This is a genomic window from Microcoleus sp. Pol12B5 (assembly GCF_036701335.1).
GTDB lineage: Bacteria > Cyanobacteriota > Cyanobacteriia > Cyanobacteriales > Microcoleaceae > Microcoleus.
Map to the genome: position 1 here is coordinate 180,686 of NZ_JAUBQQ010000001.1, position 22,462 is coordinate 203,147.

General features: G+C 46.3%; 21 protein-coding genes and 1 tRNA gene. 11 read left to right on the forward strand and 11 right to left on the reverse strand.

The window, feature by feature from the left end; genetic code table 11:
- Positions 1-394 precede the first annotated feature (394 nt).
- Positions 395-652: a hypothetical protein gene (locus tag QUA24_RS00710; RefSeq protein WP_333226436.1), complete on the forward strand. Its 258-nt coding sequence runs from the start codon at positions 395-397 to the stop codon at positions 650-652.
- Between the two features lie 404 nt (positions 653-1,056).
- On the opposite strand, the gene QUA24_RS00715 is transcribed toward QUA24_RS00710, so the two are convergent.
- Positions 1,057-2,775 (reverse strand): ATP-binding protein, encoded by a 1,719-nt coding sequence (locus QUA24_RS00715; RefSeq protein ID WP_333226438.1) that lies wholly within the window; start codon positions 2,773-2,775, stop codon positions 1,057-1,059.
- A 91-nt stretch (positions 2,776-2,866) separates the two neighbouring features.
- A complete protein-coding gene (locus tag QUA24_RS00720) occupies positions 2,867-3,208 on the reverse strand; it encodes a hypothetical protein (RefSeq protein WP_333226440.1) in 342 nt (113 codons plus the stop codon).
- A gap of 178 nt (positions 3,209-3,386) precedes the next feature.
- Between QUA24_RS00720 and QUA24_RS00725 the strand changes: the two genes are divergently transcribed.
- Positions 3,387-4,433: a M42 family peptidase gene (locus tag QUA24_RS00725; protein ID WP_333226442.1), complete on the forward strand. Its 1,047-nt coding sequence runs from the start codon at positions 3,387-3,389 to the stop codon at positions 4,431-4,433.
- 87 nt (positions 4,434-4,520) lie between these two features.
- Positions 4,521-4,593 (forward strand) — tRNA-Glu (locus tag QUA24_RS00730).
- A 113-nt stretch (positions 4,594-4,706) separates the two neighbouring features.
- Here QUA24_RS00730 and QUA24_RS00735 read toward each other — a convergent pair.
- Positions 4,707-5,198, reverse strand: a complete 492-nt coding sequence (locus QUA24_RS00735) for a helix-turn-helix domain-containing protein (RefSeq protein WP_333226444.1) — start codon at positions 5,196-5,198, stop codon at positions 4,707-4,709.
- Between the two features lie 251 nt (positions 5,199-5,449).
- Between QUA24_RS00735 and QUA24_RS00740 the strand changes: the two genes are divergently transcribed.
- From QUA24_RS00740 to QUA24_RS00755, 4 genes are all read left to right on the forward strand, one after another.
- Positions 5,450-6,340: a hypothetical protein gene (locus QUA24_RS00740; RefSeq protein ID WP_333226446.1), complete on the forward strand. Its 891-nt coding sequence runs from the start codon at positions 5,450-5,452 to the stop codon at positions 6,338-6,340.
- A 94-nt stretch (positions 6,341-6,434) separates the two neighbouring features.
- Positions 6,435-7,871 (forward strand): tetratricopeptide repeat protein, encoded by a 1,437-nt coding sequence (locus QUA24_RS00745; protein WP_333226448.1) that lies wholly within the window; start codon positions 6,435-6,437, stop codon positions 7,869-7,871.
- Between the two features lie 44 nt (positions 7,872-7,915).
- Positions 7,916-8,320, forward strand: coding sequence for a hypothetical protein (locus QUA24_RS00750; protein WP_333226450.1), 405 nt, complete (start codon positions 7,916-7,918; stop codon positions 8,318-8,320).
- Positions 8,321-8,384: 64 nt separating this feature from the next.
- The gene (locus QUA24_RS00755) at positions 8,385-8,681 is read left to right on the forward strand and encodes a hypothetical protein (RefSeq protein ID WP_333226452.1); all 297 of its coding nucleotides are present in this window, start codon (positions 8,385-8,387) and stop codon (positions 8,679-8,681) included.
- Between the two features lie 238 nt (positions 8,682-8,919).
- On the opposite strand, the gene QUA24_RS00760 is transcribed toward QUA24_RS00755, so the two are convergent.
- From QUA24_RS00760 to QUA24_RS00785, 6 genes are all read right to left on the reverse strand, one after another.
- Complete coding sequence (locus tag QUA24_RS00760; protein WP_333226454.1) at positions 8,920-10,068, reverse strand: beta-glucosidase; 1,149 nt, start codon at positions 10,066-10,068, stop codon at positions 8,920-8,922.
- Positions 10,069-10,212: 144 nt separating this feature from the next.
- Entirely contained in the window at positions 10,213-12,096 is a 1,884-nt protein-coding gene (locus QUA24_RS00765; RefSeq protein WP_333213283.1) for a glycoside hydrolase family 2 TIM barrel-domain containing protein, read from the reverse strand.
- Positions 12,097-12,294: 198 nt separating this feature from the next.
- Positions 12,295-12,651: an STAS domain-containing protein gene (locus QUA24_RS00770; RefSeq protein WP_333213282.1), complete on the reverse strand. Its 357-nt coding sequence runs from the start codon at positions 12,649-12,651 to the stop codon at positions 12,295-12,297.
- 104 nt (positions 12,652-12,755) lie between these two features.
- Entirely contained in the window at positions 12,756-14,006 is a 1,251-nt protein-coding gene (glf, locus tag QUA24_RS00775) for a UDP-galactopyranose mutase (protein ID WP_333213281.1), read from the reverse strand.
- 129 nt (positions 14,007-14,135) lie between these two features.
- Complete coding sequence (locus QUA24_RS00780; RefSeq protein WP_333226456.1) at positions 14,136-15,437, reverse strand: glycosyltransferase family 1 protein; 1,302 nt, start codon at positions 15,435-15,437, stop codon at positions 14,136-14,138.
- A gap of 835 nt (positions 15,438-16,272) precedes the next feature.
- The gene (locus QUA24_RS00785; RefSeq protein ID WP_333226458.1) at positions 16,273-17,310 is read right to left on the reverse strand and encodes an aldo/keto reductase; all 1,038 of its coding nucleotides are present in this window, start codon (positions 17,308-17,310) and stop codon (positions 16,273-16,275) included.
- A 422-nt stretch (positions 17,311-17,732) separates the two neighbouring features.
- Between QUA24_RS00785 and QUA24_RS00790 the strand changes: the two genes are divergently transcribed.
- The gene (locus QUA24_RS00790; RefSeq protein ID WP_333213277.1) at positions 17,733-18,134 is read left to right on the forward strand and encodes a fasciclin domain-containing protein; all 402 of its coding nucleotides are present in this window, start codon (positions 17,733-17,735) and stop codon (positions 18,132-18,134) included.
- 116 nt (positions 18,135-18,250) lie between these two features.
- Here the strand turns inward: QUA24_RS00790 and QUA24_RS00795 are convergent, their stop codons facing one another.
- Positions 18,251-18,481, reverse strand: coding sequence for a hypothetical protein (locus QUA24_RS00795; RefSeq protein ID WP_333226460.1), 231 nt, complete (start codon positions 18,479-18,481; stop codon positions 18,251-18,253).
- A 112-nt stretch (positions 18,482-18,593) separates the two neighbouring features.
- Here QUA24_RS00795 and QUA24_RS00800 point away from each other — a divergent pair, with 112 nt between their 5' ends.
- Positions 18,594-19,748 (forward strand): GTP-binding protein, encoded by a 1,155-nt coding sequence (locus QUA24_RS00800; RefSeq protein WP_333213293.1) that lies wholly within the window; start codon positions 18,594-18,596, stop codon positions 19,746-19,748.
- Positions 19,749-19,925: 177 nt separating this feature from the next.
- Positions 19,926-20,381 (forward strand): D-aminoacyl-tRNA deacylase, encoded by a 456-nt coding sequence (gene dtd / locus QUA24_RS00805; protein WP_333213276.1) that lies wholly within the window; start codon positions 19,926-19,928, stop codon positions 20,379-20,381.
- A 192-nt stretch (positions 20,382-20,573) separates the two neighbouring features.
- Here dtd and QUA24_RS00810 read toward each other — a convergent pair whose 3' ends face one another.
- Complete coding sequence (locus tag QUA24_RS00810) at positions 20,574-20,858, reverse strand: hypothetical protein (protein WP_333226462.1); 285 nt, start codon at positions 20,856-20,858, stop codon at positions 20,574-20,576.
- A gap of 43 nt (positions 20,859-20,901) precedes the next feature.
- Here QUA24_RS00810 and QUA24_RS00815 point away from each other — a divergent pair, with 43 nt between their 5' ends.
- Complete coding sequence (locus tag QUA24_RS00815) at positions 20,902-22,140, forward strand: HetZ-related protein (protein ID WP_333213274.1); 1,239 nt, start codon at positions 20,902-20,904, stop codon at positions 22,138-22,140.
- The last annotated feature ends 322 nt before the right edge of the window (positions 22,141-22,462 follow it).

Sequence of the window (22,462 nt, forward strand, 5' to 3'; positions counted from 1 at the left end):
ATAATCAACTCTCGGTAAGGATTCAGGTATCTAAAACGTAGTCACAGAAAGACTTATAAAATTCAAGCATTCGCTAAATCAACCGCTTAATTCTCAATAGATACGAAAATAAAAGCTTTCATCTTTCTTAATAAAAATTGATTTTTGATGATTATTCCACAAAATGTTTACAGCGTATAGGTTTTATTGCTTTTCGCATGACCTGAATCCTTACAACTCTCCTTCATTTAATACGCGATATAAGAGATCTCTTGCAAAATATTTTTGTGCCATTATGGAAAAGTTAGCCATTTTTATAATCTAGCAGGCTAGGCAAGTTTAAGCAGATGCCAATCAACCCAATCACTCAAAGCTTGACCTAAACTTGAGCAAACTGTTAAGGAGTACACATATTTTGTTACCAGAGGTTTATTGCCAGAAGTTAGATCCAGTAGTAGCCTGCCATCCAGTGATTTTAGAGCAGTTTCTCAAAGATTTTTGGGATTATTACCGGGAATTATTAGCTTACAAAGATTGCCCGAGTGCAGAAGCTGCACGGGAATTAAAGTCTAAATTTTGGCAACTTTTTGACACTTTAAGCGGTTATGAGTTATTGTATCAACGAAAACAATTAACTGCTGCCAAAGCATTTCTTGTTGCGAGCGGGTTTTAGAGCATCCTGAATTACCTTTGCATAATAATCCGGCGGAGTTAGCTGCCCGGACTATGGTGCAGCACCGTAATATTAGCTATGGGAATCAGACTATTGAGGGGACTCAGGCTTGGGATACTTTTATGTCTATTGTTGCTATTACTTGTCAGTTGGCAATCAGTTTTTTGAGTATGTGCGTGACCGCATTTCTCAACTGGGAAATATTCCATCTTTGGGGACTATTATTCTCGAAAAATCTTCTCTTCTTCCCTTGGGCTTATCCTGGTAGCTAGAATAACTGCTCCCCCTACTTATTGAGCAGATAACCTCACAAGCTTGATTTGGCACAACCGCTAGCCTTCACCCCAAGCTGAGAAGAAGCCCATTATTCTCAAACGCAACATTTGTTCAAGAACACCTGGGTTTTAGCACCTGCTTGTACGTCCGGTGAGGCTGGCCACCACCGCCACTAACTCTGCAGCATCTACGGGTTTTGTCAAGTGCATCTGAAAACCTGCTAATAGTGCCTGCTGACGATCGTCATTCCGGGCATAAGCCGTCAGCGCGATCGCGGGTAGCCTACCGCCCCGCTGCGCTTCAAGTTGACGCAACTTGCGGATCAGCGAGTAGCCATCCTCATCCGGCATCCCAATATCGCTCACTAAAACATCGGGGCTGCGATCGCTTGCGGTTTCGATAATGGTCAAGGCCTCCTTGACCGAAGCCACAGCCATGACATCAGCACCATACTTTTCCAGAATCGTGCTCAGCAACTCTAGCGCGTCAGCCTCGTCCTCTACCACTAAGATTTGTAAGCCTTCAAGGGTGGGCGAGGCCTGAAACCTCCCATTCGCCTCGACGAGCGAGTTTAATGGCTCTGGAGCGCTGGGTGGTAGATGGATAATCATCACAGGCAGTTTGACTGTAAAGGTCGTCCCCTGTCCTATCCCTGGACTCACTACCGTTACAGTCCCGCCATGTAATTCCACTAATTGACGCACAATGGCTAACCCTAAACCCAACCCCCCATAACTGCGAGTAGTCGTGCTGTCGTGCTGGCTGAAGCGATCGAAGACAAACGGTAGAAAGTCCGAGCTGATGCCTGCCCCAGTATCGCTGACAGTAATTTCAACATGGGAATTAACCCGCTGCAAACGAATCTGGACTCGCCCGTCTTTAGGGGTAAATTTAAGGGCATTAGAAAGTAGATTCCACACAACTTGCTGCAACCTATCGGCATCACCCAAGAGCGGGCCGGCTTCAGAATCGAGCACACTTTGCAGGCGAATAGACTTTGCCTCAGCCGCCAATTGTACAGACTCAATCGCCGATTCAATCACCGGCAGGAGGTTGACAGGACGGACTCGGAGGCGCAGTTTACCTGTGATAATGCGAGAAACATCGAGGATGTCTTCGATGAGCTGGGCTTGAGACTTCGCGTTTCGCTCGATCGTCTCCAAAGCCCGCGCCACCTTATCCTCACTCAGGTTTTTTTGCCGTAACATCGTTGACCACCCTAAGATCGCATTGAGAGGCGTTCTGAGTTCATGAGAAAGAATGGAGAGAAACTCATCCTTGGCACGGTTGGCTGCCTCTGCGTCTGTCCGAATTATTTGTTCACGCATCAATAATTCGTCTTTGGTGCGATTAGAAGCTTCCAGTTGGGCAGTGCGTTCCTGCACCCGTTGCTCTAGCTCCACATTAATCGCCTGGATACGGCGGCGACTCTCTTCTAGTTCCTGGTTTGTAAGGGCAAGTTGAGCTGGACTGGGCGTATCGAGTGCCACTGGAATTAAGGGAATCAGTAAAAAGGTGAACGTATAGAAAGACCAAACACCAGTGACAGCTTTGATCAGTCCTGAAACCCAATAAATGGGGTGCCAAAGTGTCACTATTTCCATCAGGTGCGTCGTGCCACATAAGGCAAAGATAAAAAAGAAACCCACCAGCAGCATCACCGTGTGGGCAGACAGATCCTTACGCTCATTTGTAAAGTAAACAATGGCAACCGCCACCGAGTAATAAGCGAGGGTAGTCAAGGCATCTGACGTTAAGTGCAGCCAGACTAACCCCGGTTTCCAGAGGTAACAATGCCCGTGAGGAATGAAATTATTAGAAAAAAAGGTGCTCAAGAGGTCAGGCATATTAGTTTACGGCACTGTCAAGTTAATTTAGGGGGTGTCATCAATTCAACCAGATGACCGCAGCAGCCAGAAGAATCGCGCGCCGGAAAGTTCACCGCCTAGGGTGATAGCGCGTCGCGATTGCCTGATACTGCTTGAGCTTGGGGAAAAAGTTCTCAATCAAATGACGGGCTTTGTACAATTGAGCATCGTAAGTTTCCAGGGTCTTGCAATTGCGGCGAGGTGAAATGACGGTGGTCTTCCCCTCGGCTTTGAGGCGGTCAATCACACGCTGATCTGGATCATAGCCCTTGTTAGGCAGCAGTGTATCCGCCACCAGTAATGGCTGCAGTTGGTCGCCTCCTACTCGCGTCACCAGTTGGTCAGGGGGTGAGGTGAAACCCCAACGGATTGCCCAACGCATCCACGTGCTCGCATGAATCTTGTTACTCAATCGCCCTTTGCTGCCTCCAATTGCTTCATTCCTACGCTCTTCAAAAAGCTCAGCAGGAAGATGTTTCTTTCAAGTGGGAAAATGCCTGAATTGAAACTAAGTGTACAGCCGGGAAATAGTGGGTAAATGTGATTTAATATATGTCGTTAAGATTCGCTCCTAACAACGAAAATAAAAAATGTTAGAGTTTGATCGCCTGTTCCAAACAATCGAAGAATTAGTAATGCTGCACTCACCCAGCGGTACGGAGTCGGAAATTAACCAGCGGTTGATGGAAAAATTCGCCGCCCTGGGAGTGAATGCTTGGCTCGATCGCGCGGACAATGCGATCGCCCTAATTAAGGGCCGCAATCCCGAAAAGTCGATCGCCATTACCGCCCACAAAGACGAAATTGGCGCCCTAGTTAAAACAATAGGCGAGAGTGGCCGCGTGGAAGTCCGCAGATTGGGCGGCGCATTTCCTTGGGTTTACGGCGAAGGCGTGGTGGATTTGCTCGGAGACAAGCAAACAATTAGCGGCATTCTCAGCTTCGGTTCCCGCCATGTTTCTCACGAATCTCCTCAGAAAGCTCAGCAGGAAGATGTTTCTGTAAAGTGGGAAAATGCCTGGATCGAAACTAAGTGTACCGCCGAGGAATTAGCCGAGGCCGGAATTCGACCGGGCACGCGGATGGTAGTGGGAAAGCACCGCAAGCGCCCGCTGCGGTTGAAGGACTGGATCGCGAGCTACACTCTGGACAACAAGGCTTCAGTGGCGATTTTGCTGGCTCTGGCGGAATGTTTGAAAGAGCCTGCGGTGAATGTTTACTTGGTAGCGTCGGCGAAGGAGGAGGTTGGGGCGATCGGAGCTTTGTATTTCACGCAGCGCCAGCCGTTGGACGCGCTGATCGCTTTGGAAATTTGCCCTCTGGCGCCGGAATACCCGATTCGTGACAGCGAAAACCCGGTTTTGCTGGTTCAGGACGGCTACGGAGTCTACGATGAAGGATTGAACGCCCAATTGCGCGCAGCAGCCGCAGCAGCCGATGTAGAGGTGCAGTTGGCGGTAATTAGCGGTTTTGGGAGCGATGCTTCGATCGCCATGAAGTTCGGCCACGTAGCCCGCGCCGCTTGTTTGGCTTTCCCCACCCAGAACACCCACGGCTTTGAAATTGCTCATCTCGGGGCGATCGGCAATTGCGCCGCCATCCTCAAAGCCTACTGTGACGTGCTTTGGGACGAGTAGAAAAAAAACTTTCGCAAAGTAGTTGACAGATTGGGAAAGATTAGTTAAGGTAATAAAGGTGCGGAACACAAGCAAACGCAACGACGCGCCCCCATCGTCTAGAGGCCTAGGACACATCCCTTTCACGGATGCGACGGGGATTCGAATTCCCCTGGGGGTATTGAAAATTTAACTCTGATATCAAATTGATATCTAGTATGTGGGGTGGGCATCTTGCCCGCCCTTATTGCTATTCGGTTTAAAATTAATCTGATGCGTTCGATCGCACTTTCCTTAGTTTGCACCATTGCCATTGATATCAAACTTTTCTATAATGGGAATTTCTGAAGGTGAGGAGGCGACTATTCGCAGGTTTATATCAACTATGATTTGATTTTTATCAAGAACTACATTTGCTTTTTTTATTATAATTTTTGCGGATAAACAATCGCCTGATTCAGGTTCGGGAGATGGCTGATTTTTATATCCTGCGTCCTCCAGCCATTCACAAATCTTCCTCCAGTTTTCTACCTTTTCATCCGCTTTACCTACAAGATTTTTTACATATTGGTATAAAGTATTACAGAAGTCTACGGCAATTCCCTTGGGGTTTTTACTGAGTATTTCGGCAATTTCGGCGGGACTGTAGCCGCAGAGTAGACCCCGTAGATGTTGTTTCTCTGTGGGCGTGAGCCGCTTTCCCTTGGCGGATGCTAGGTCTGTGTAAAGAGTTTCTAAGTCCCATTCGCGGGCAGCTTCGGAGAAGCGATCGTTAGAGGATGCCATTGCAGGGGATAGGTTTCTGGATTTTTTATAATCAAAGTCTAACACGATTCCTAATGCTTATTAGTTTCTTTGTTAAAGGTAGTTAGATTAGGATCAGGGAAAGCAGGATCGTGATTAATTTTACACAGGAAATTCGGGCAAGGCTCACTTTTTGCGAGGTAGCGTTTTCTGCTCTACAGAGTTATCAAGCCACAGTCTCTAAAAAAACCTCTGTTTTTAAGATGTCGAGAAATCAGACTTAGGAGTATTTTATGCCTTCATTCTATCCAGGTCAGAAAGCTAATGAACTTGCTCAGGAAGCTCAAAAGCGATTCGAGCGTGCGGTTGAAGATTTGAAAAGAGAAGAAGCAGCCACAAACAGATTAGCCGAAGAGTACGGTCAACTGCAACTGAATGTCATAAGAAGCACAATTAAGCGCTTTGTTACCTTCCTTGAAAATACTGGTCGGAAGGCTTCAGAAAGTGAAAAGCGGCTTTTAGAAGGGATGGATTTTTCTGTTCAGCAGATGAAGGAGTACAAAGCTGCGGCGGTAGGAGCAGAACAATATTTTATGGCTGGCGTTAAATCTGCTGGAGCAGCCGCAGCAGGTTACGGCGGTGCTATTGGTGCTGTTACTTCACTAGGAGCTGCAAGCACCGGAACCGCTATCTCAACTCTCAGTGGAGCGGCTGCTTGGAATGCAACTTTAGCATGGTTTGGCGGTGGAGCGGTGGCGGCTGGTGGCGGTGGTATGGCTGTTGGTGCTTTTGTGCTAGGCGGTATCACGCTTTTACCAGCTTTGGCGATTGGCGGCTTTTTTGCTGCTAGTGAAGGCGAGAAAGCGATGACAAAGGCGCGAGAGCATGAAGCTCAAGTCAATAAGGCGATCGCAGACATGAAACTTGCTAAGGATTTTGCTCAACAGGTAAGACAGCGAATAATTGAGTTGAGAAAAGTGTTTGAATCTATGAACACTCGTGCTGTTAAAGGTCTGAGTCAACTTGAATCTCAGCCGTTTGATGCTGAGAAGTTCCAACAGGTAGGCCTTCTGATGAAGGGGCTTGTAGAAATGTTGAAAACTCCTGTCTTAAACAATGACGGTAAGCTTAACCTCGGTACTGTGAAGGTTTTGGAGAAATATCGGATTTTACCAGGGAAATAGAAATCACGATCGAAGTAGTCTCAAGACTTACGCAGAAAATCTATTTGTAGAGTGGGCACTTTCCACCTTACTGCTTAAAAATAAGGAGGTTGCAATGAATCCGTGGGAAATTTTAGGAAATGTTGGTGATTTACATCAGATATGTAGTGAGGCCAAAGAAAATCAAGCGGGTGCATTTGTAGGAGGAGGTGCAGCACTTGCGGCTGGTGTAACTTTGGGTGCGGCTGCTCTAGGGCCTCTGGCTATTCCTTTAATCATGGCTGGCGGTGTAATGGCTGGTGCCACAGCAGAATCTACAGTTAAGAATGTAGGCAAAGGCGTAGCAATGGCTGGTGCCAAAGCAGAATCTACAGTTAAGAATGTAGGCAAAGGCGTATCTAAGGGAATTACAGGATTTTTTGATTTCTTCAAAAGCGATGAAGACTTTTTTAACCGAGGAATAGAAAAGCTTGAAAGTGGAGATTACGGGGCAGCTATTGAAGATTTTACGAAAGCGATCGAACTCAATTCTCAAAATGTTTATGCCTACTTTGTGCGCGGCTGTATTCTCGATGAACAGCACAATTATGCAGGAGCAATTTCAGATTACACTAAAACTATCCAGCTCGATCCTAGCTATGTAGATGCTTACCGCAATCGAGGTAACATTTACGTCGCTAAAAATGATTATAGCAAGGCAATTGCCAACTACACCCAAGTCATCAAACTCGCTCCCGGCAATGCGGATATCTACTTAATACGAGGAAGTGCCTACAGCGAACTAAAAAATTACAAAGAAGCTATTGCTGACTTCACTCAAGTTATCACTATCGATCCTAGTAATGTGAATGCCTACTACTGTCGTGGTTTAGCATATACTGAACTAGAGGATTATGAGAGTGCCATTGCTGATTATACTCAAGTTATCAAACTTGACCCTAACTGTGTCGATGCCTACTTCACGCGGGGCTGTTTACTTGTTGAGCTAGAACATTACAAAAAAGCCATTGCTGACTTCACTCAAGTTATCAAAACTAAACCTAATGATGTTAACCTGTATTTTCAGCGGGGTTATGCTCGCGCCCAAGTAAAGAATTATAAAGGAGCTATTGCCGATTTCACTCAGGTTATAAAGCTTAGCCCTAATGAAGCAGTTAATTATTTGTATCGCGGTCATGCACAGGTAGCAAACAAGGATTATGATAGTGCAATAGCTGACTACAATCAAGTCATCAAGATAGAACCAAACTGTACAGATGCTTATTTTCATCGGGGATGCGTCCGCCATGAAAAGGGAGACAAGCGGGGAGCTCTTGCCGACTACAATCAGGTCATCAAAATAGAGCCAGACAATGCTTATGCCTACGTTAAAAGGGGTTCTATACGCAGAGAAAAGGCAAAAAGAGAGGAAGCCGTAGCAGATTTTCAGAAAGCTATCAGCCTCTTTCGCAAAGAATCCATGATGGATGAAGTCCGAAATCTTCAAAAAGAAGTCCGCAATCTTCAGAAGGAAATTAAGAATACTCCTTGGTGGCAGACGCGGGTGTTTTAGGATTCTGTTCTGTTGAAATATCGAATTTTACCAGGCCAATAGAAATGAGAGCTAAAAAAGTTCCTGTAGAAATCTTTAATCCCGGCTCGGCTGCTGAGTGCTTCCGCGATGTTGTTAAAGCTTACACCGAATACAAAATAGTTGCAGAGCAAGAACAGACTAAACGGCGTGGTATAGAAGCTTGGGAAAAAGCAACAATTGCCGACATTCAAGCAAAACGCGATGCTTTGATCGAGTATCTTGAATGTTCCTTTGATGAACGTGCTAATAATTTCAAATTTCTGTTTGAAAAGGTCGATGAGGCAATAGCAATCGGTGATAATAACCAGTTAGCTTTAACCATGACTTCAATTACCGAAATAGCTAAGTCTAGTCCTTTCAAAGACCTTGCTAATTTGACATCTGTCAGAACAGCCCTTGACGATCCAGATTATGAATGGGAGTTTTAGAAGGTCCTATAATTATAAAAAATTCAATTGATTTCATTTGCTAAAGAACAGGAGATTTTAGAATATGACAATTACATCTATACTCAAACAACTGGAAGGCTTGAGTCGTGAAGATATGATAGCTAAACTAAAGGCTACCCGCCATGAACTTCATAGTGAACAAATGAAAAAGACCGTACCAAATAATGACATTCACACGCAAACTTTAACAATAAACAGAATTTTAGGTGCTATTGAAATGGGTGTTCGTGGTTCTTTGACTAAATCAGAACTTCAAGAACTTCGTCCAGTTCTTCAATACTTTGTGGAAAATGGAGAATTTTCTCAATCTAAGTTTAGTTCACTTTACCAAGGAGGATAAAATTAAAGATTGTGCATCGCCCTACAGATGTCTGTTCATAAGTCCTAACTCAGAAGCGCTCGTCCCTCATTCCTCCCAGGAAATAGAAGATCGATCGCACTTTTATATCTAATCCCAAATCCGGCTTAAATACCCCCTCAATCTCTTAGTCTCGCGTTGCGCGGACTTCGTTTGTATAGAAGCGATTTCAATCGCCGATTGAAATCGCCTATTTTTAAATCGCCGATCGCACCGATTGTCAATTCTGCAACTTCAGCAACGGTTCAATCTGCTGCCTTTGAAACTGCAATTCATCCGCCAAAGGCTGGTAAATTTCCCGATCGCCCGATTCATTGCAATAATCCCACAAACCATTGTAACAGTGCCTGTCGTCGTCCCAACCCGGATGGTTAACAATCGGATACAAGCAGATTCCCTCGATCGGAACTCCTGCTTTCATGGCCGCCATTACCTCGGTGCACACATAATTAAACCAGACAGGTCTAAAATCGTCTTCAGTGCCTGTTTCTGCTACGAATAAGGGGCGACCGTAGCGCTCAAACACTTCTTGCAGCATTTCGCGAAACGGGCGGTACAGCGGATCGGTGTATTTCATGGGCTCTTCATTGTGAATCCACTGATTGCGATCGTAATAATTCACCCCAATAATATCGAGATATTTTTCCTTGCCGCCGAGTTCCGGGCGAAAGCGTCCAGCCAACATATCCCAAGCTTGATATTGAGATAAGCGATAACCTTCCGCCGCGTCCCGATCCTCCGGTTTTTCAGGGTCAGCAATAATGTTAATTGTGGGGTCGATTTGAACGATGCGGGTGCGGGGATTGACTTCCCAAACAGATTCTATCGCTGCGATCGCAGCTTTGATTAACTGGACTTTTAGCTCGTCTCCCCGCCCTTTTGCAAACGGATTGATGTAGGCGACATCGCCGCCGGCCCAAGCAATAAATGAAATTTCATTGACAGGTGTCACGAAAGGTGTTTGGTCGGTTTCCTCAGTTAGCACTTCCATAAAAGCGCGCACCATGCTGGCAAACCTGGACACAAATTCGGGACTGAAAATATCAATATCGTCGGGCCAACCGTAGTGAAACAAATCCCAAATTACCTGCATTTTCATGTCGCGGGCGGCCCGGATAATTGGCAGGGAACTGGAAAAATCGTATTTTCCGGGTGTCTGTTCAATTAAGTGCCAGCGGAGGCCTTCGCGGACTGTATAAATGCCTTTTTCCTGCAAGCGTTGGTAGTCGGCTGCTACAAATTTATCGTGGCCGGTGGCGGCTGTGACATCGAGACGCTTTCCTGATAGCAATTTGTGGGTGGAACATTCAAAGCCGCCCATGAAAAAACTTTGAAACATCAATCGAATGGGTAATGGGTCATTGGGCATTGGGCATTAGGCATTGGGCATTGGGCATTGGGCATTGGGCATTAGGAATTTAGAAATTGGTAATTGTTAGCAATTAACTAATAACTAATAACTAATAACTAATAACCGATCCCCCATGCCCCATGCCCCATGCCCCATGCCCGATTAGCACTGAGTAATAGCTTGCGGCTGTGAACTTTCTTCGGGAATATCCCAGCCGAGAGTTGCCGCAGCCATCGTCTCTAGGGGAAATTTGGGAGTGCGATCGGCATACAGCAAACCGTTAGCTTCTTGGTAAGTATCGGTTAACTGCGTGTAACAAAATCCACTGAACATTTCCACTTGGTTTACCACCTTCAGCAGCGCGGTGTAGCGCCTTTGCAGTTCCTTCGTGTCCCATGCGCGCACGTAGCCCCAAACCCTGTAAAAATCGGGGTTTTCGTGGCCGGCGCAGGCGATGCCACCGAATTCTGTCAGCATCATCGGCTGTCCTTGGTGCGGGTGGCCGTCTAGGGTGAGGATACGCCCGCCCGGACGCCCGCGATCGAACAAATCGGCTAGCTGAACTTCGGGCCCGTAGCGCTTAGCTAGGGTTTGCGGGTTGTTGTCATAGTCGTGAATCGCCAGGATGTCGGTATCGATGCTTTCCCAGCCGTCATTACCGATGACGGGGCGAGTCGGATCGAGGGTTTTGGTTAAGAAATACAGCGCTTGCACGTAGTTGCGGTGGGCTGCGGCTTCGACTAAATTCGGAACTCCCCAAGATTCGTTGAACGGTACCCAGACTACGATACAGGGGTGGCTGGCGTCGCGGTCGATGACTTCTGTCCACTCCCGCGTCAGCCGTTGTACGGCTTTGGGAGTGAAGCGGTAGGCGCTGGGCATTTCTTCCCAAACTAGGAGCCCCAGCACATCAGCCCAGTACAAAAATCGGGGGTCTTCGATTTTTTGGTGCTTGCGGACGCCGTTGAAACCCATTGCTTTGACTAATTCGACATCGTGGCGCAAAGCTTCGTCGGAAGGGGCAGTCATCATGGTGTCGGGCCAGTAACCTTGGTCGAGCACCAGTCGCAAATAGTAGGGGCGGCCGTTGAGCATGAAGCGATCGCGCTGGATGCTGACAGTCCGCATCGCGGTATAAGATTTTACCTCGTCGAGGAGTTTGCCGTCGGCCCACAACTGTACTTGAGCGTTAATTAACGTAGGTTTTTCGGGACTCCACAGCAATTCGTTGCGGTAGTCGTCGATACCAGGGTCCGAGAGGGCGATACGGCGGTGGATTTCGCCGTTGATGACTTCGTAGGTGTCGTTGACTAGCAGCAAACAGCCGATCGACAGTTTGACTTTAATCTGGATTCCCGACTGGCGATCGCCCGCGACAAACGCTTCAAAACCGATTTCCCAGCGTTCAAACTGCGGGGTCCAGCGGATGCGCTCGATATAAGTGTGAGGCACCAATTCTACCCAGACTGTCTGCCAAATCCCGGTCGTGCGCGGATACCAAATACTGTGGGGCTCTATTTGCCAGTCTTGCTTGCCGCGCGGTTTCTCCAAATCTTGCGGGTCGTCCTGGGCCCACACTGTCACCCGCTGCAGCCCGTTGAGGTTCACAACTGCTGTAATGTCTGCGGTGAAAGGAGTGTGTCCGCCTTCGTGTTCGATGACAAATTGACCGTTCACCCAGACGCGGGCGCGGTAGTCTACGGCCCCAAAGTGGAGGAGAACTCTGCCTTCTGTGTGGGGTACGTCAAATTCGCGTTCATACCAGCAGTTGGCGTGAAAATTCGTGTCGCCGATCCCGCTTTTTGCCGATTCTGGAGCAAACGGAACTTCTATAGTGTGAGTCCACTCAGAAATATCGATCGGCTGCACGCAGTGGCCCGCGTCATCGTAAGCAAACCTCCACGGACCATTGAGACAAATCCAGTTGCTCCGGCGCAGTTGGGGGCGCGGATAACCTGTTTTCCGTCCTTGAACTGTCACCTTACTATCAAGAGTTGCAGACTCTTCTATCTCACAATTTTCTAGTTCTCTACCTAACCAACTCATCGGCACATCTACCCAAAGTTATATTTATAGGTTAGCGACAATTACCCCCACTTTGACAAGTCTTTTGCTGATTAATTTGCAAAAGTTCTGCCTATTAAAACAGCCTCATCTGAAGACTCTCTTGTGCTGAAGTCATTAGTCAGAAGAAAAAAGAATAAACCAGGAAGATTTTTCCTGTCTCCCTCTCCCCCTCTCCCTCTAGCTAGCAAGACTTTGCAAACCTCCTAACGGTTCAGTTAGCTCACTTTTAAAAGAAAATTCTTCTGCAAACGGCAAACACTGAAATATTTGCTGTAGTCCCGTGAGTTCAAAGAGAATTCTAACTTGTTCGCTCATGGCAGAGATCAAAAGTATACATTCGCTGTCTCTCACTAATTTCACGATCGCCACTACAGCCATTAACTCGGAATTTTTCAGGAAATTTATTTTTGAGAAATCCAGCATCAGAATTTTGCCACCGCTTTCAATGAGGCGCTGTATTTCTTTCTGAAACTGAGCAAATTGAGAAACTTCCAAAACCTCATGAGACAAAACAATTTTAACTAGAACGTTCATTTTCACCTCAAGGCTTGTTTGAATTATTAAATAACTTTTGATAAAAATCTAGTAAGGTGCTCAATCAGCACCTTACCTTTTTACCAGGAACTCGCAACTTCCAGCTACTTGCTAACAGATTGGCCGTTGCCGTTGCCGTTGCTGTTGCCGTGGTTGACAGCAGCGACTTCTAGAGAAGCTGCTGCGGCTGGGCGATGGGAAACTCCATTGGATGTGCTGACATTAGAGACAGAAGCGTTAACATTTTCTACCAATTCAATCACCGGCTTGGTAGTAATTTGTTTGTAAGTTGTCAGAGCTTGAGCGACCACTTGATCCATGTTGTAATACCTGTAAGTCGCCAGCCTTCCCACGAAAGATACTCCCGGAGTTGCATCAGCCAAAGCCTTATATTTCTTGTAAATTTCGGCATTCTCTGGACGTGGAACTGGGTAGTAAGGGTCTCCCTCAGCTTGCGGATATTCGTAGACAATGCTAGTTTTTAGATGCTCTTGTCCGGTGAGGTATTTAAACTCGGTGCAGCGAGTATATAAATGCTCGTTGGGGTAATTTACCACCGGTGCTTCTTGGTGTACGGCTACGTTCAGTGTTTCGTGCTTGAATTCCAAGGAACGGTAAGGAAGTTTGCCGTAGCAATAATTGAAATAGGAATCGACTGGCCCGGTGTAAATCATTTCTCCGTAAGGGATAAAACCCTCAATCTCCCGGTAGTCGGTATTCAGCATCACCTTGATGTTTGGGTGAGAAAGCATCTTTTCAAACATCCGAGTGTAGCCGTGCAGCGGCATTGCTTGATAGGTATCGGTGAAATAGCGATCGTCCCGGTTAGTGCGAGTGGGTACGCGCGCAATCACTGAGTTGTCGAGTTCCGACGGGTCCATTCCCCACTGTTTGCGGGTGTAGTTGCGGAAGAATTTCTCGTAAAGTTCGCGACCGACTTTGCTGACAACGACATCTTCGGAAGTGCGAATGTAATCTTTTGGTTCTGCTACTTTTGCGAAGAAATCTTCGACTTCAAATGAGGTGAGATTCAGTCCGTAAAGTTTGTTTACGGTGTTGAGATTGATTGGAATTGGCAGCAGTTGACCGTCAACACTGGCGAGGACTCGGTGTTCGTAAGGCCGCCACTCGGTGAAGCGCGAAAGATACTCGAAAACAGGGCGCGAATTGGTGTGAAAAATGTGGGGGCCGTATTTGTGTACCAGGATGCCGTGGTTGTCGTAGTGATCGTATGCGTTGCCGCCGATGTGGTTGCGGGTATCAATTATCAGGACTGTTTTTCCAGCCTCATTTGCTAGTCTTTCGGCAATGACGCTACCTGCAAATCCTGCTCCGACGATTAAATAGTCAAACATTGAAACACCTCTGATTGTGGGTAAGGGTAAGGGTAAGGAATAATTGGTAATTGGACATACAGCGAGGAGTGTTGAGTGTTAAGTTTTGAATCCGTAAAGTGTAACTCTTTCACTTCAACCTCAACATTCCTAACTTAAAACTTTCATCCGGTCTTCGGCTTTCTGCCGTTTCTCGTCGATCGCACTTTCGATCAACCCCAGCATTTCGCCCCAGGTATTGTCCCAAGAATTGTCTGCTAAAAAGGCATCTACTTCGCTCAGCCACTTAGTGTGAACGTCCGAACTTTCGCTGAGGATTTCTTCGGCACAAGCAACGAATTCTTCAGAATTGCTAGCAATCCGAACCAAGCCGTTTTCTCCGTACGGCCGCACCACGTCGCGGATAGGAGTAGAAATCACCGGTTTTCCGGCAGCGAGGTATTCTGGAGTTTTCGTAGGACTAATAAACTTAGTCGATTCGTTGATCGCAAAAGGCAGCATGGCGATATCCCATCCGCCAAGATACGCTGGCAGTTCTTGATAAGATTTGCCGCCGAGATAGTGGATATTTGTGTGAGTTGGCAGAGTTGTCGGATCGATTTTCGCCACCGGGCCAATGATGACTAAATGCCAGTCCGGCCTTGCTTGGGCAATGCCCCCCAGCAGTTCGATATCCATGCGTTCGTCTATGACGCCATAAAATCCCAAACGCGGGTGAGGAATGTCTTTTTGATCCGCCGGTTCTTGTGAAAGATTCCTGGCTGTCGCAAAGTGTTCTTTTTCGATGCTGCTGGGGAAGGCGTGAATGTTTGGGTGCTGGTGCTGTTTAGCTTCGTAAAGGTTGTGTCCCCCGGTAAATACTACGCTAGCGCGCTTTAATAAGTGGTTTTCATTGGCTTTTAAATCCGGGTGCGCGCCTTGGAATGCTGACAGTTCATCCATGCAGTCGTAGACTACAGCTAGCGGCTTTAAGTGACTTGTGAAACTGACAGCCATTGGTGTGTAATACCAGAGGATGTACTGGCTAATTTCTGCCGCTCGAAACAAATCATCTAGCATGGCTTGCTGAGCAGTTTGTGCTGTTGCTTCGCTGGTTCCTTCACTCAGGTGCGGTACTATTACCCAGACTCCGCTTTCGTGGATGCTCACATCAAGCCACCAATCTGTAGCCGCGCTAAACACAGGTTCTTCTACAAAGAATACGCGACGAGTTTTGGCACAGCGACTCAAGAGATGTTGCGGACGTTGATAGACAAAATTCCACCGCAAATGAGACAGGCAAACTAAATCTGGTGCATCTAAAGCCTCAGTTTTTGATAAGTTGGCGCGCAATGCGGGCGACGCAGCAAATTGAGATGGCGATTTGGCTGGATCTATAGAGGTAAATCGGATATCCCATGCTCGCTCTTTATTGCTATAATTATTGTTTACTGAGTTTTCTGGGGGCGACATATTAGCCTCTGGAATTTGTCAATGAAAATTTGTCCGTTAAAATTGGTCAATAGGATATATTTCTCAGCAGGGTCTTACTGAAAATCGCAAGCATAAATCTGAGAACTTTTATTGACGAGCAAGCGGCGCGTTCAGTGAGCCAAACAAACAAACTGTTTAGCTGCGGGAAAAACAGGCTTATCTGCTTTTTTCAGAATTGAAACTTAGAGATAAGTTAATATGGTTTGACTTGCTATTGTTGTTAAATGTAACCCAGTTTTTCTGCCCTAACTTCTATCTGAAGGATGACTTTTATCTCAGAACACACCTAGCTTGCACGCTGGGTTCAAAAGCCGTTAAGATGCCGATCGACCTTGTAAAATCACTTTTAACTGGCAGGTACGAGGTGAAAAAAGAGCGAGTTTTATTGCTTTATTTGAAGATGAGAGAAAATTTGCCATCAAGTTTATGTTGCTTTGTGATTTGACAAACCTTGCTTTTTTTTAACTCATCCGATCGCTATTATGGAAAATTTGTATCCTAATATACAAAGTTTTGTCAAAGATTTCTAACTTCCGATAGATTAACAATTAACCGTTTATGGAGTGAGGTTAAACTGACACAATATCACCTATCTCAACAATACCAAAGAAACCAGGCAACGGCAAGGATAAACCTAAGATTCTGCACGAGTCAGTAGCAAGAAACCAATGTGATGACATTTGCGCTGTGGGCCTGAGTTTAACGTCGCACCACAGCAAAAATATCAATCATCCCTCTAAGGGCGGGTTCGCCGATATCTGCGATCGAACGCAAAATATCCACGTAAACCCGCGACTAAAAAATAGCAGCAACTTTACAGTCGGCTGCTATCAATTTTGGTGATTCCCCCTCCAAAGGCAAAATCTTGCACTGCCGAACTCTTTAAAAAATCGTGAGGGAAACCCAATTCAATTGCGCTTACTTTGTCTAACTGCTGCATTTGTTCGGGGGTTAATTCAAACTCCAAACAAGCGAGATTTTCCTGAAGTTGCGAGAGTTTGCGCGAACCCACAATCGGAATAACTTGGACTGGCTGTTGTCGCAGCCAATTTAGGGCTACTTGAGAAGCAGGTTTGCCAATTTTGGCTGCTATTTTGCTAACTTCATCAGCAATTTTGAGGTCTCGTTCGTTAATTTTTCCCGATTCAGGTGAATTCAGCCGTTTAGCTTCGCTGGCTGTTTCTGAAGTGTTGTATTTTCCTGTCAGCAAACCGGCTGCTAGGGGACTCCAAGCTGTGACGCCAATATCAAAGGCTTTTGCCATAGGGATCAAGTCCCGTTCAGGAGTTCGCTCTTTTAAAGAATACTCGATTTGCAAGCCGATAAATGGTGTCCAACCGCGCAGATTGGCGATCGTATTTGCTTGAGAAATAATCCAAGCCGGCGTATCGGAAATTCCTATGTAAAGAATTTTACCGGCGCGTACCAAATCGTCAAAAGCGCGCATTACTTCTTCGACGGGTGTGGTAAAATCCCAAGCGTGCAGCCACAGCAAATCTATGTATTCAACTTGCAATCGCTTCAAACTTGCCTCTACTGCTTGTACCATATTTTTGCGGTGGTTGCCGAAACCATTGATTTCGCCATTCTTCATGTTGAGGCTATACTTAGTTGCAACTACCCATTTTTCGCGATCTGCTGCGATGAACTCACCAACATATTTTTCGCTAGTACCGTTGGTGTAGAGATTCGCGGTATCAATGAAATTGCCGCCCGATTCTGCAAAGGCGTCGAACATTTTACGGCTTTGGTCGTAGGAACTCCCCCAGCCCCACTCTTCCCCAAAAGTCATGGTTCCGAGGCAGATTTCGGAAACGCGAAGTCCGCTGTGACCTAGTAGTTTATATCTCATGTCACCCTTCTGCTAATTAATGGTTGTTAACAGTTTAGATCGGGATTTCCCCAACTGTTGCCATCAGTCGGGTGGCTGGCTTTACGAGGCCTTAGTGCTGTGCTTAATGTTTAATGTTTTGCCAAGTCAATCAAAATGCCTTAGCTTCCGGGGCTCTGGACGATCGCCCCTGCGTTTACTTTAAACAGCGCGCAGGGGCGATCGTCTTATTAATGTATTTAGGATTACATGAATAAATAAAAATACAGTAAAACAGCCAAAGAAATATCTACCTTTAGATAGGTATTTTAGGAAAAGAGTTAAAAAAAAATGCTATCTTAAATAAGCAGAAAACCAGACAGAACTACAGAAAAAATTAATGTAGCTAAATTAACTTTTTAGCGTTATAGTGATTTATAGATTACACAAACTAGGTGACTCACTTGGCTGATATTGTTGATACCGCCGTTTCGGCTGGATCTTTTACAACCCTAGTTGCTGCTGTCAAAGCTGCTGGTTTAGTAGATACTCTTAAAGGCGCTGGCCCCTTCACTGTTTTTGCGCCTACTGACGAAGCTTTTGCTAAGCTTCCCGCAGGTACTGTAGAAGCACTGCTTAAGGACATTCCTAAGCTCAAAAAAATCCTGACTTATCATGTCGTTTCTGGCAAAGTTATGGCCGCTGATGTGGTCAAGCTGAAATCTGCCAAGACAGTTGAAGGTTCTGAAGTGAAAATTGATGCTTCCAACGGCGTCAAAATCAATGATTCTACCGTTACAACAGCCGATGTTGCTGCTGATAATGGTGTCATCCACATTATTGATTCAGTCTTGCTTCCTGCGTAAGCACAGACTTAGATAGCGCAATACTATCTTGAGGGCGGTGGCTGTTGTTAGCCACCGCCCTGTTTTCGTTGATAGTTGAGGTTTCAATATTTTACGCAGGTCGATAATTAAAATTATTATAGAGTAGCGGGAATTTGCCGATCGCACTGGGCTTGATTCGGCCCCAAATTTGTCGCTGCTGGATTTACCTGGAACACAGCTTGTAGGCTAACTGCCACAGGTACTCTGGAAAAAAGTTTATCAAAGAAATAAAAAAGTGCGATCGACCGCCTTAGCAATTGCCGATAATTAGCGGCCCACTTATTTTGCACTATCGGGCTGATTACCGGTTGATGCGTAGATACCATGCCACCAAACCCAACATTTATCCGAGAAACTGGGTTTACCAGGCCTTGTCCTAATTAAGATACAATAAGAGCCACAAAGAAAGTGCGATCGACATTATTTGACATTCAAGCTATGCAATCTACAACTCAGTCCGAGACAGAACTGGCGATGGAAGCTCCCAAACACGGATTGCCCGTTACAATCATTACAGGATTTCTCGGCAGCGGCAAAACAACCCTGCTCAACCACATCCTGACCAATCAGCAGGGTTTGAAAACAGCAGTTTTGGTAAATGAATTTGGCGAAATCGGTATCGACAACGAACTGATTGTCACTACCGACGACAACATGGTTGAGCTGAACAACGGCTGCATCTGCTGCACTATTAATGAAGATTTAGTTAATGCAGTTTACAAAGTTCTGGAACGTCAAGAAAATCTCGATTATCTGGTAGTTGAAACAACCGGACTCGCCGACCCGCTGCCAGTAGCAATGACTTTTTTAGGCACAGAACTGCGCGACCTGACTCGTCTCGATTCGATAGTTACAGTAGTAGATGCAGCCAACTACAGCTTAGATTTGTTCAACTCTCAAGCAGCTTACAGTCAAATAGCTTACGGCGATATAATTATCCTCAACAAAACTGATTTGGTTGAAGAAGCAGATTTAGATTTGTTGGAAGTTAAAATTCGCGATGTCAAAGAAGGTGCTCGAATTCTGCGAACAGTAAAATCGCAAGTTCCCCTACCGCTAGTCCTCAGCGTCGGATTGTTTGAATCTGACAAATATTTCCAATCTGAAGAAACTCCTAGCAATCACGAACATCACGACCATCACGACCATCACGAACATCACGAACATCACGACCATCACGAACATCACGAACATCACGACCATCACGGTCACGAACATCACGACCACGGCCATCACGACCACAGCCATCACGACCACTCCGACCATTTAGAAAATGACGGATTTACCTCAATTTCTTTCCAGAGCGACAAACCGTTTTCTCTGAGAAAATTTCAATATTTCTTAGACAAACAAATGCCAACAAATGTGTTTCGCGCGAAAGGGATTATGTGGTTTGAAGAAAGTCCCAAACGGCATATTTTTCACTTGAGTGGCAAGCGATTTACGATGGATGACGACGAGTGGAAAGGCGATCGCAAAAACCAGCTTGTTCTCATCGGTCAGGGTTTGGATACCGAGACTTTGCGATCGCAACTCGAAAACTGTCTTTGTATGCCTTCAACCAATCGCGGCAAAGGTTTTGGGAAAAACTAAAGGTTGAAAATTAAGCAGAACAGAGGTGTACTGGCTAGAAACCCGGTTTTTTCGTCGAGATTTCGCGGTGACAACCAAGATTTATCCGATAAACCGGGTTTTTTTTCATAATTCTTATTAAAAAGGTAAGTTTACCTTTTGATTTTTAGTTTTAAATTTAAGCATTTCTAATTTCCCATGCGACTCATCATCCAGCGAGTAAAATCATCTCAAGTAGAAATTGAAGGTCAAATTGTCGGCAAAATTGGCTGCGGACTTAACTTGCTTGTAGGTATTGCAGACACCGACACCGAAGCAGAACTCGATTGGATGGCTCGCAAATGCCTGGAATTGCGTTTGTTTCCCGACTCTGCCGGGGATACCGGGCGCTGGAACAAGTCCGTACAAGACATCGGCGGCGAGTTGCTGGTTGTCAGTCAGTTTACGCTCTACGGGGACTGCCGCAAAGGTCGGCGGCCTTCCTTTGACCGAGCAGCGGCTCCTGAAAGAGCCGAAATTTTTTATGATAAATTTGTCGAAAAGTTGCGCCAGAGCGGCTTAAAAGTCGAAACAGGCTTGTTTGGAGCGATGATGCAAGTCTCGATCGAGAATGACGGGCCGGTGACTTTGGTATTAGAGAAAGAATCAGGGTGAATTGTTGGCAAACAAAGCTCTCTGTGCTTCTTTCTGATTCCTTCTTGCTTCTTGGATAAGATCAAATTTTCAGATTAACCGGGTTTCCTAACTGCTGTTGCGTAGGTTCTGAAGACATTGCAGATAGCTACACTCTGCCAAGTCTCGATTCCACAATCTCTAACGGCCAAAACCGCCTCAAATAGCCAGTTATTAGATTGTCCACTCAGCGGCCTCGCAGCACCCTCCATTTTCCTGGCGATCGCCCCACGCACATAACAGCTCAGAATGCTTGTCAAGTAAGGCTTTAACGGCAATAAAACCAATCTTCCACAGCCAGCGATTAGAATCAGATTCAGCAGCCAAAAACTGTTGCATGAGAGAGTGGAACACTGGCATAACTACGGTTATCTCTACTTCCGTAACATTCAATGTATAGAGAGTTGAATCAGCACAGCAAGCGAAACCGCCAGCAACTGCCACCTCACTCTCTGACAAATGTCCTTGCACACCCGCTGTGCCCTACCACCCGATAAACGCCATGACTCTCAAAGCTGCCACCAACACCGTCAACTGCAACACCGCTTCTGACATCAACAGCATTCCGGCTGCATCCAGCGAACAAACCGCCGAAATCAATACTCTTCCCAGCATCGATATCCTCGCTTTGGCTAACTTCGCCCTCAAAGAATTGCAAGGGGAAATGAAAACTGCCAGCCGTAGCGCTCAAGCAGTGGCGATGCGGATTGCTAAGGAAGTCGAACGGATTTGCCAAAAGAGCGATCGCATCCAAATTTCCGGCGAAGTTGAAGCTTGGCAAATCACCTTGGCGGAGCACCGGTTGCAAAAAACCCTGCAATACTACCGCCTCGGTTCCAAACAAGGCCGCGTCGAACTGCATTCTCACCTCGCGGCGATGATTTACCGCCATGTTGCTTCTTTCCGATCGAACTTGAACTTCCAAGCTCGCTACAACATGATTGAAGACTTTTTGCAAGGCTTTTACATCGAATCTCTGCGAGCTTTCCGCCGCGAACATCAACTCGATGTCACCTACCAGCCCCGCACGCAGCTAGAATTGGCTGAGTACATGGCTTTTACCGAGCACTACGCCAAGCGCCAAATTGGTTTGCCCGGCCGCAACCGCCAACGCCTGATCGTGTTGCGCGCTCAAGGATTTGCCAAGGGTCAGCCTCCCGAAACTGCGATCGACATTGAAATGGCTGTAGAGTCGGGCAAGGGAGAAGATGCGGAAATGTACAGCCGCTCTCCGGCGCTGCAACAAGTGCGCGAGCAAATGGTATCGGAAACTGTCGATCCGGCTGATGCTGTGTTGCGCGATCGAGTAGTCTCGGAATTGATCGCCTATCTGGAATCGCAAAATCAGCCAGAATGCGTGAATTACTTAACTTTAAAATTGCAAGACCTTTCGGCTTCGGAAATTGACCGCGTGCTCGGTTTGTCTTCCCGCCAGCGCGACTACTTGCAACAACGTTTCAAGTACCACGTCGAAAAATTTGCCCGCACTCAAAATTGGAAACTCGTCCACGAATGGCTGGGTGCTGATGTCGATCAAAAGCTGGGAATGACTTCGGACAAATGGGAAGCGTTTCGCGCTCAACTTGCGCCCGAAATGCAGCAACTGTTAGAAATGAAGCGGAATCAAGAAAGCGACAAGGCGATCGCCACCGCGCTCAAATGCACTCCCAAACAAGTCCAAAAACGCTGGGCGCAACTGTTGGAGCTGGCTAGCCAGACTCGCAACAGCAACCAAGCTTAAGTGGTACTCAAATATGAATGCAACTGTTTTCTTGAGGCTGGAAAATGCGATCGGGTGCGGCACCTGCACAGGACTGCCCGCCCCGGCGTCCGCTCTCAAATCAACAATCGCTGCTACTAAATTATCGCCGCTTTTTGGCAAATTCAATTTATTAAAACAACATTACTTTTTTGAATATCTTTCGTTCCCTGGTTAGGCCGGGGAATTTGTTTTTATTAGTTATTAGTTATGAGTTATTATTTATGGGAAATTGCTTGCTGAAGAGGCGGCATTGCATATATTCATAATAATATTTAAACATAGGGAGTAGTATAACAAAGGC

Excerpts from the sequence above, each read along its gene's own strand:
- QUA24_RS00800 (WP_333213293.1), top strand. The coding sequence starts at position 18,594 with ATGCAATCTACAACTCAGTCCGAGACAGAACTGGCGATGGAAGCTCCC.
- QUA24_RS00750 (WP_333226450.1), top strand. The coding sequence starts at position 7,916 with ATGAGAGCTAAAAAAGTTCCTGTAGAAATCTTTAATCCCGGCTCGGCT.
- QUA24_RS00765 (WP_333213283.1), bottom strand. The coding sequence starts at position 12,096 with ATGAGTTGGTTAGGTAGAGAACTAGAAAATTGTGAGATAGAAGAGTCT.
- QUA24_RS00725 (WP_333226442.1), top strand. The coding sequence starts at position 3,387 with ATGTTAGAGTTTGATCGCCTGTTCCAAACAATCGAAGAATTAGTAATG.
- QUA24_RS00795 (WP_333226460.1), bottom strand. The coding sequence starts at position 18,481 with ATGGTATCTACGCATCAACCGGTAATCAGCCCGATAGTGCAAAATAAG.
- QUA24_RS00715 (WP_333226438.1), bottom strand. The coding sequence starts at position 2,775 with ATGCCTGACCTCTTGAGCACCTTTTTTTCTAATAATTTCATTCCTCAC.
- glf (WP_333213281.1), bottom strand. The coding sequence starts at position 14,006 with ATGTTTGACTATTTAATCGTCGGAGCAGGATTTGCAGGTAGCGTCATT.
- dtd (WP_333213276.1), top strand. The coding sequence starts at position 19,926 with ATGCGACTCATCATCCAGCGAGTAAAATCATCTCAAGTAGAAATTGAA.
- QUA24_RS00785 (WP_333226458.1), bottom strand. The coding sequence starts at position 17,310 with ATGAGATATAAACTACTAGGTCACAGCGGACTTCGCGTTTCCGAAATC.
- QUA24_RS00770 (WP_333213282.1), bottom strand. The coding sequence starts at position 12,651 with ATGAACGTTCTAGTTAAAATTGTTTTGTCTCATGAGGTTTTGGAAGTT.
- QUA24_RS00745 (WP_333226448.1), top strand. The coding sequence starts at position 6,435 with ATGAATCCGTGGGAAATTTTAGGAAATGTTGGTGATTTACATCAGATA.
- QUA24_RS00740 (WP_333226446.1), top strand. The coding sequence starts at position 5,450 with ATGCCTTCATTCTATCCAGGTCAGAAAGCTAATGAACTTGCTCAGGAA.
- QUA24_RS00735 (WP_333226444.1), bottom strand. The coding sequence starts at position 5,198 with ATGGCATCCTCTAACGATCGCTTCTCCGAAGCTGCCCGCGAATGGGAC.
- QUA24_RS00780 (WP_333226456.1), bottom strand. The coding sequence starts at position 15,437 with ATGTCGCCCCCAGAAAACTCAGTAAACAATAATTATAGCAATAAAGAG.
- QUA24_RS00760 (WP_333226454.1), bottom strand. The coding sequence starts at position 10,068 with ATGCCCAATGACCCATTACCCATTCGATTGATGTTTCAAAGTTTTTTC.
- QUA24_RS00815 (WP_333213274.1), top strand. The coding sequence starts at position 20,902 with ATGACTCTCAAAGCTGCCACCAACACCGTCAACTGCAACACCGCTTCT.
- QUA24_RS00755 (WP_333226452.1), top strand. The coding sequence starts at position 8,385 with ATGACAATTACATCTATACTCAAACAACTGGAAGGCTTGAGTCGTGAA.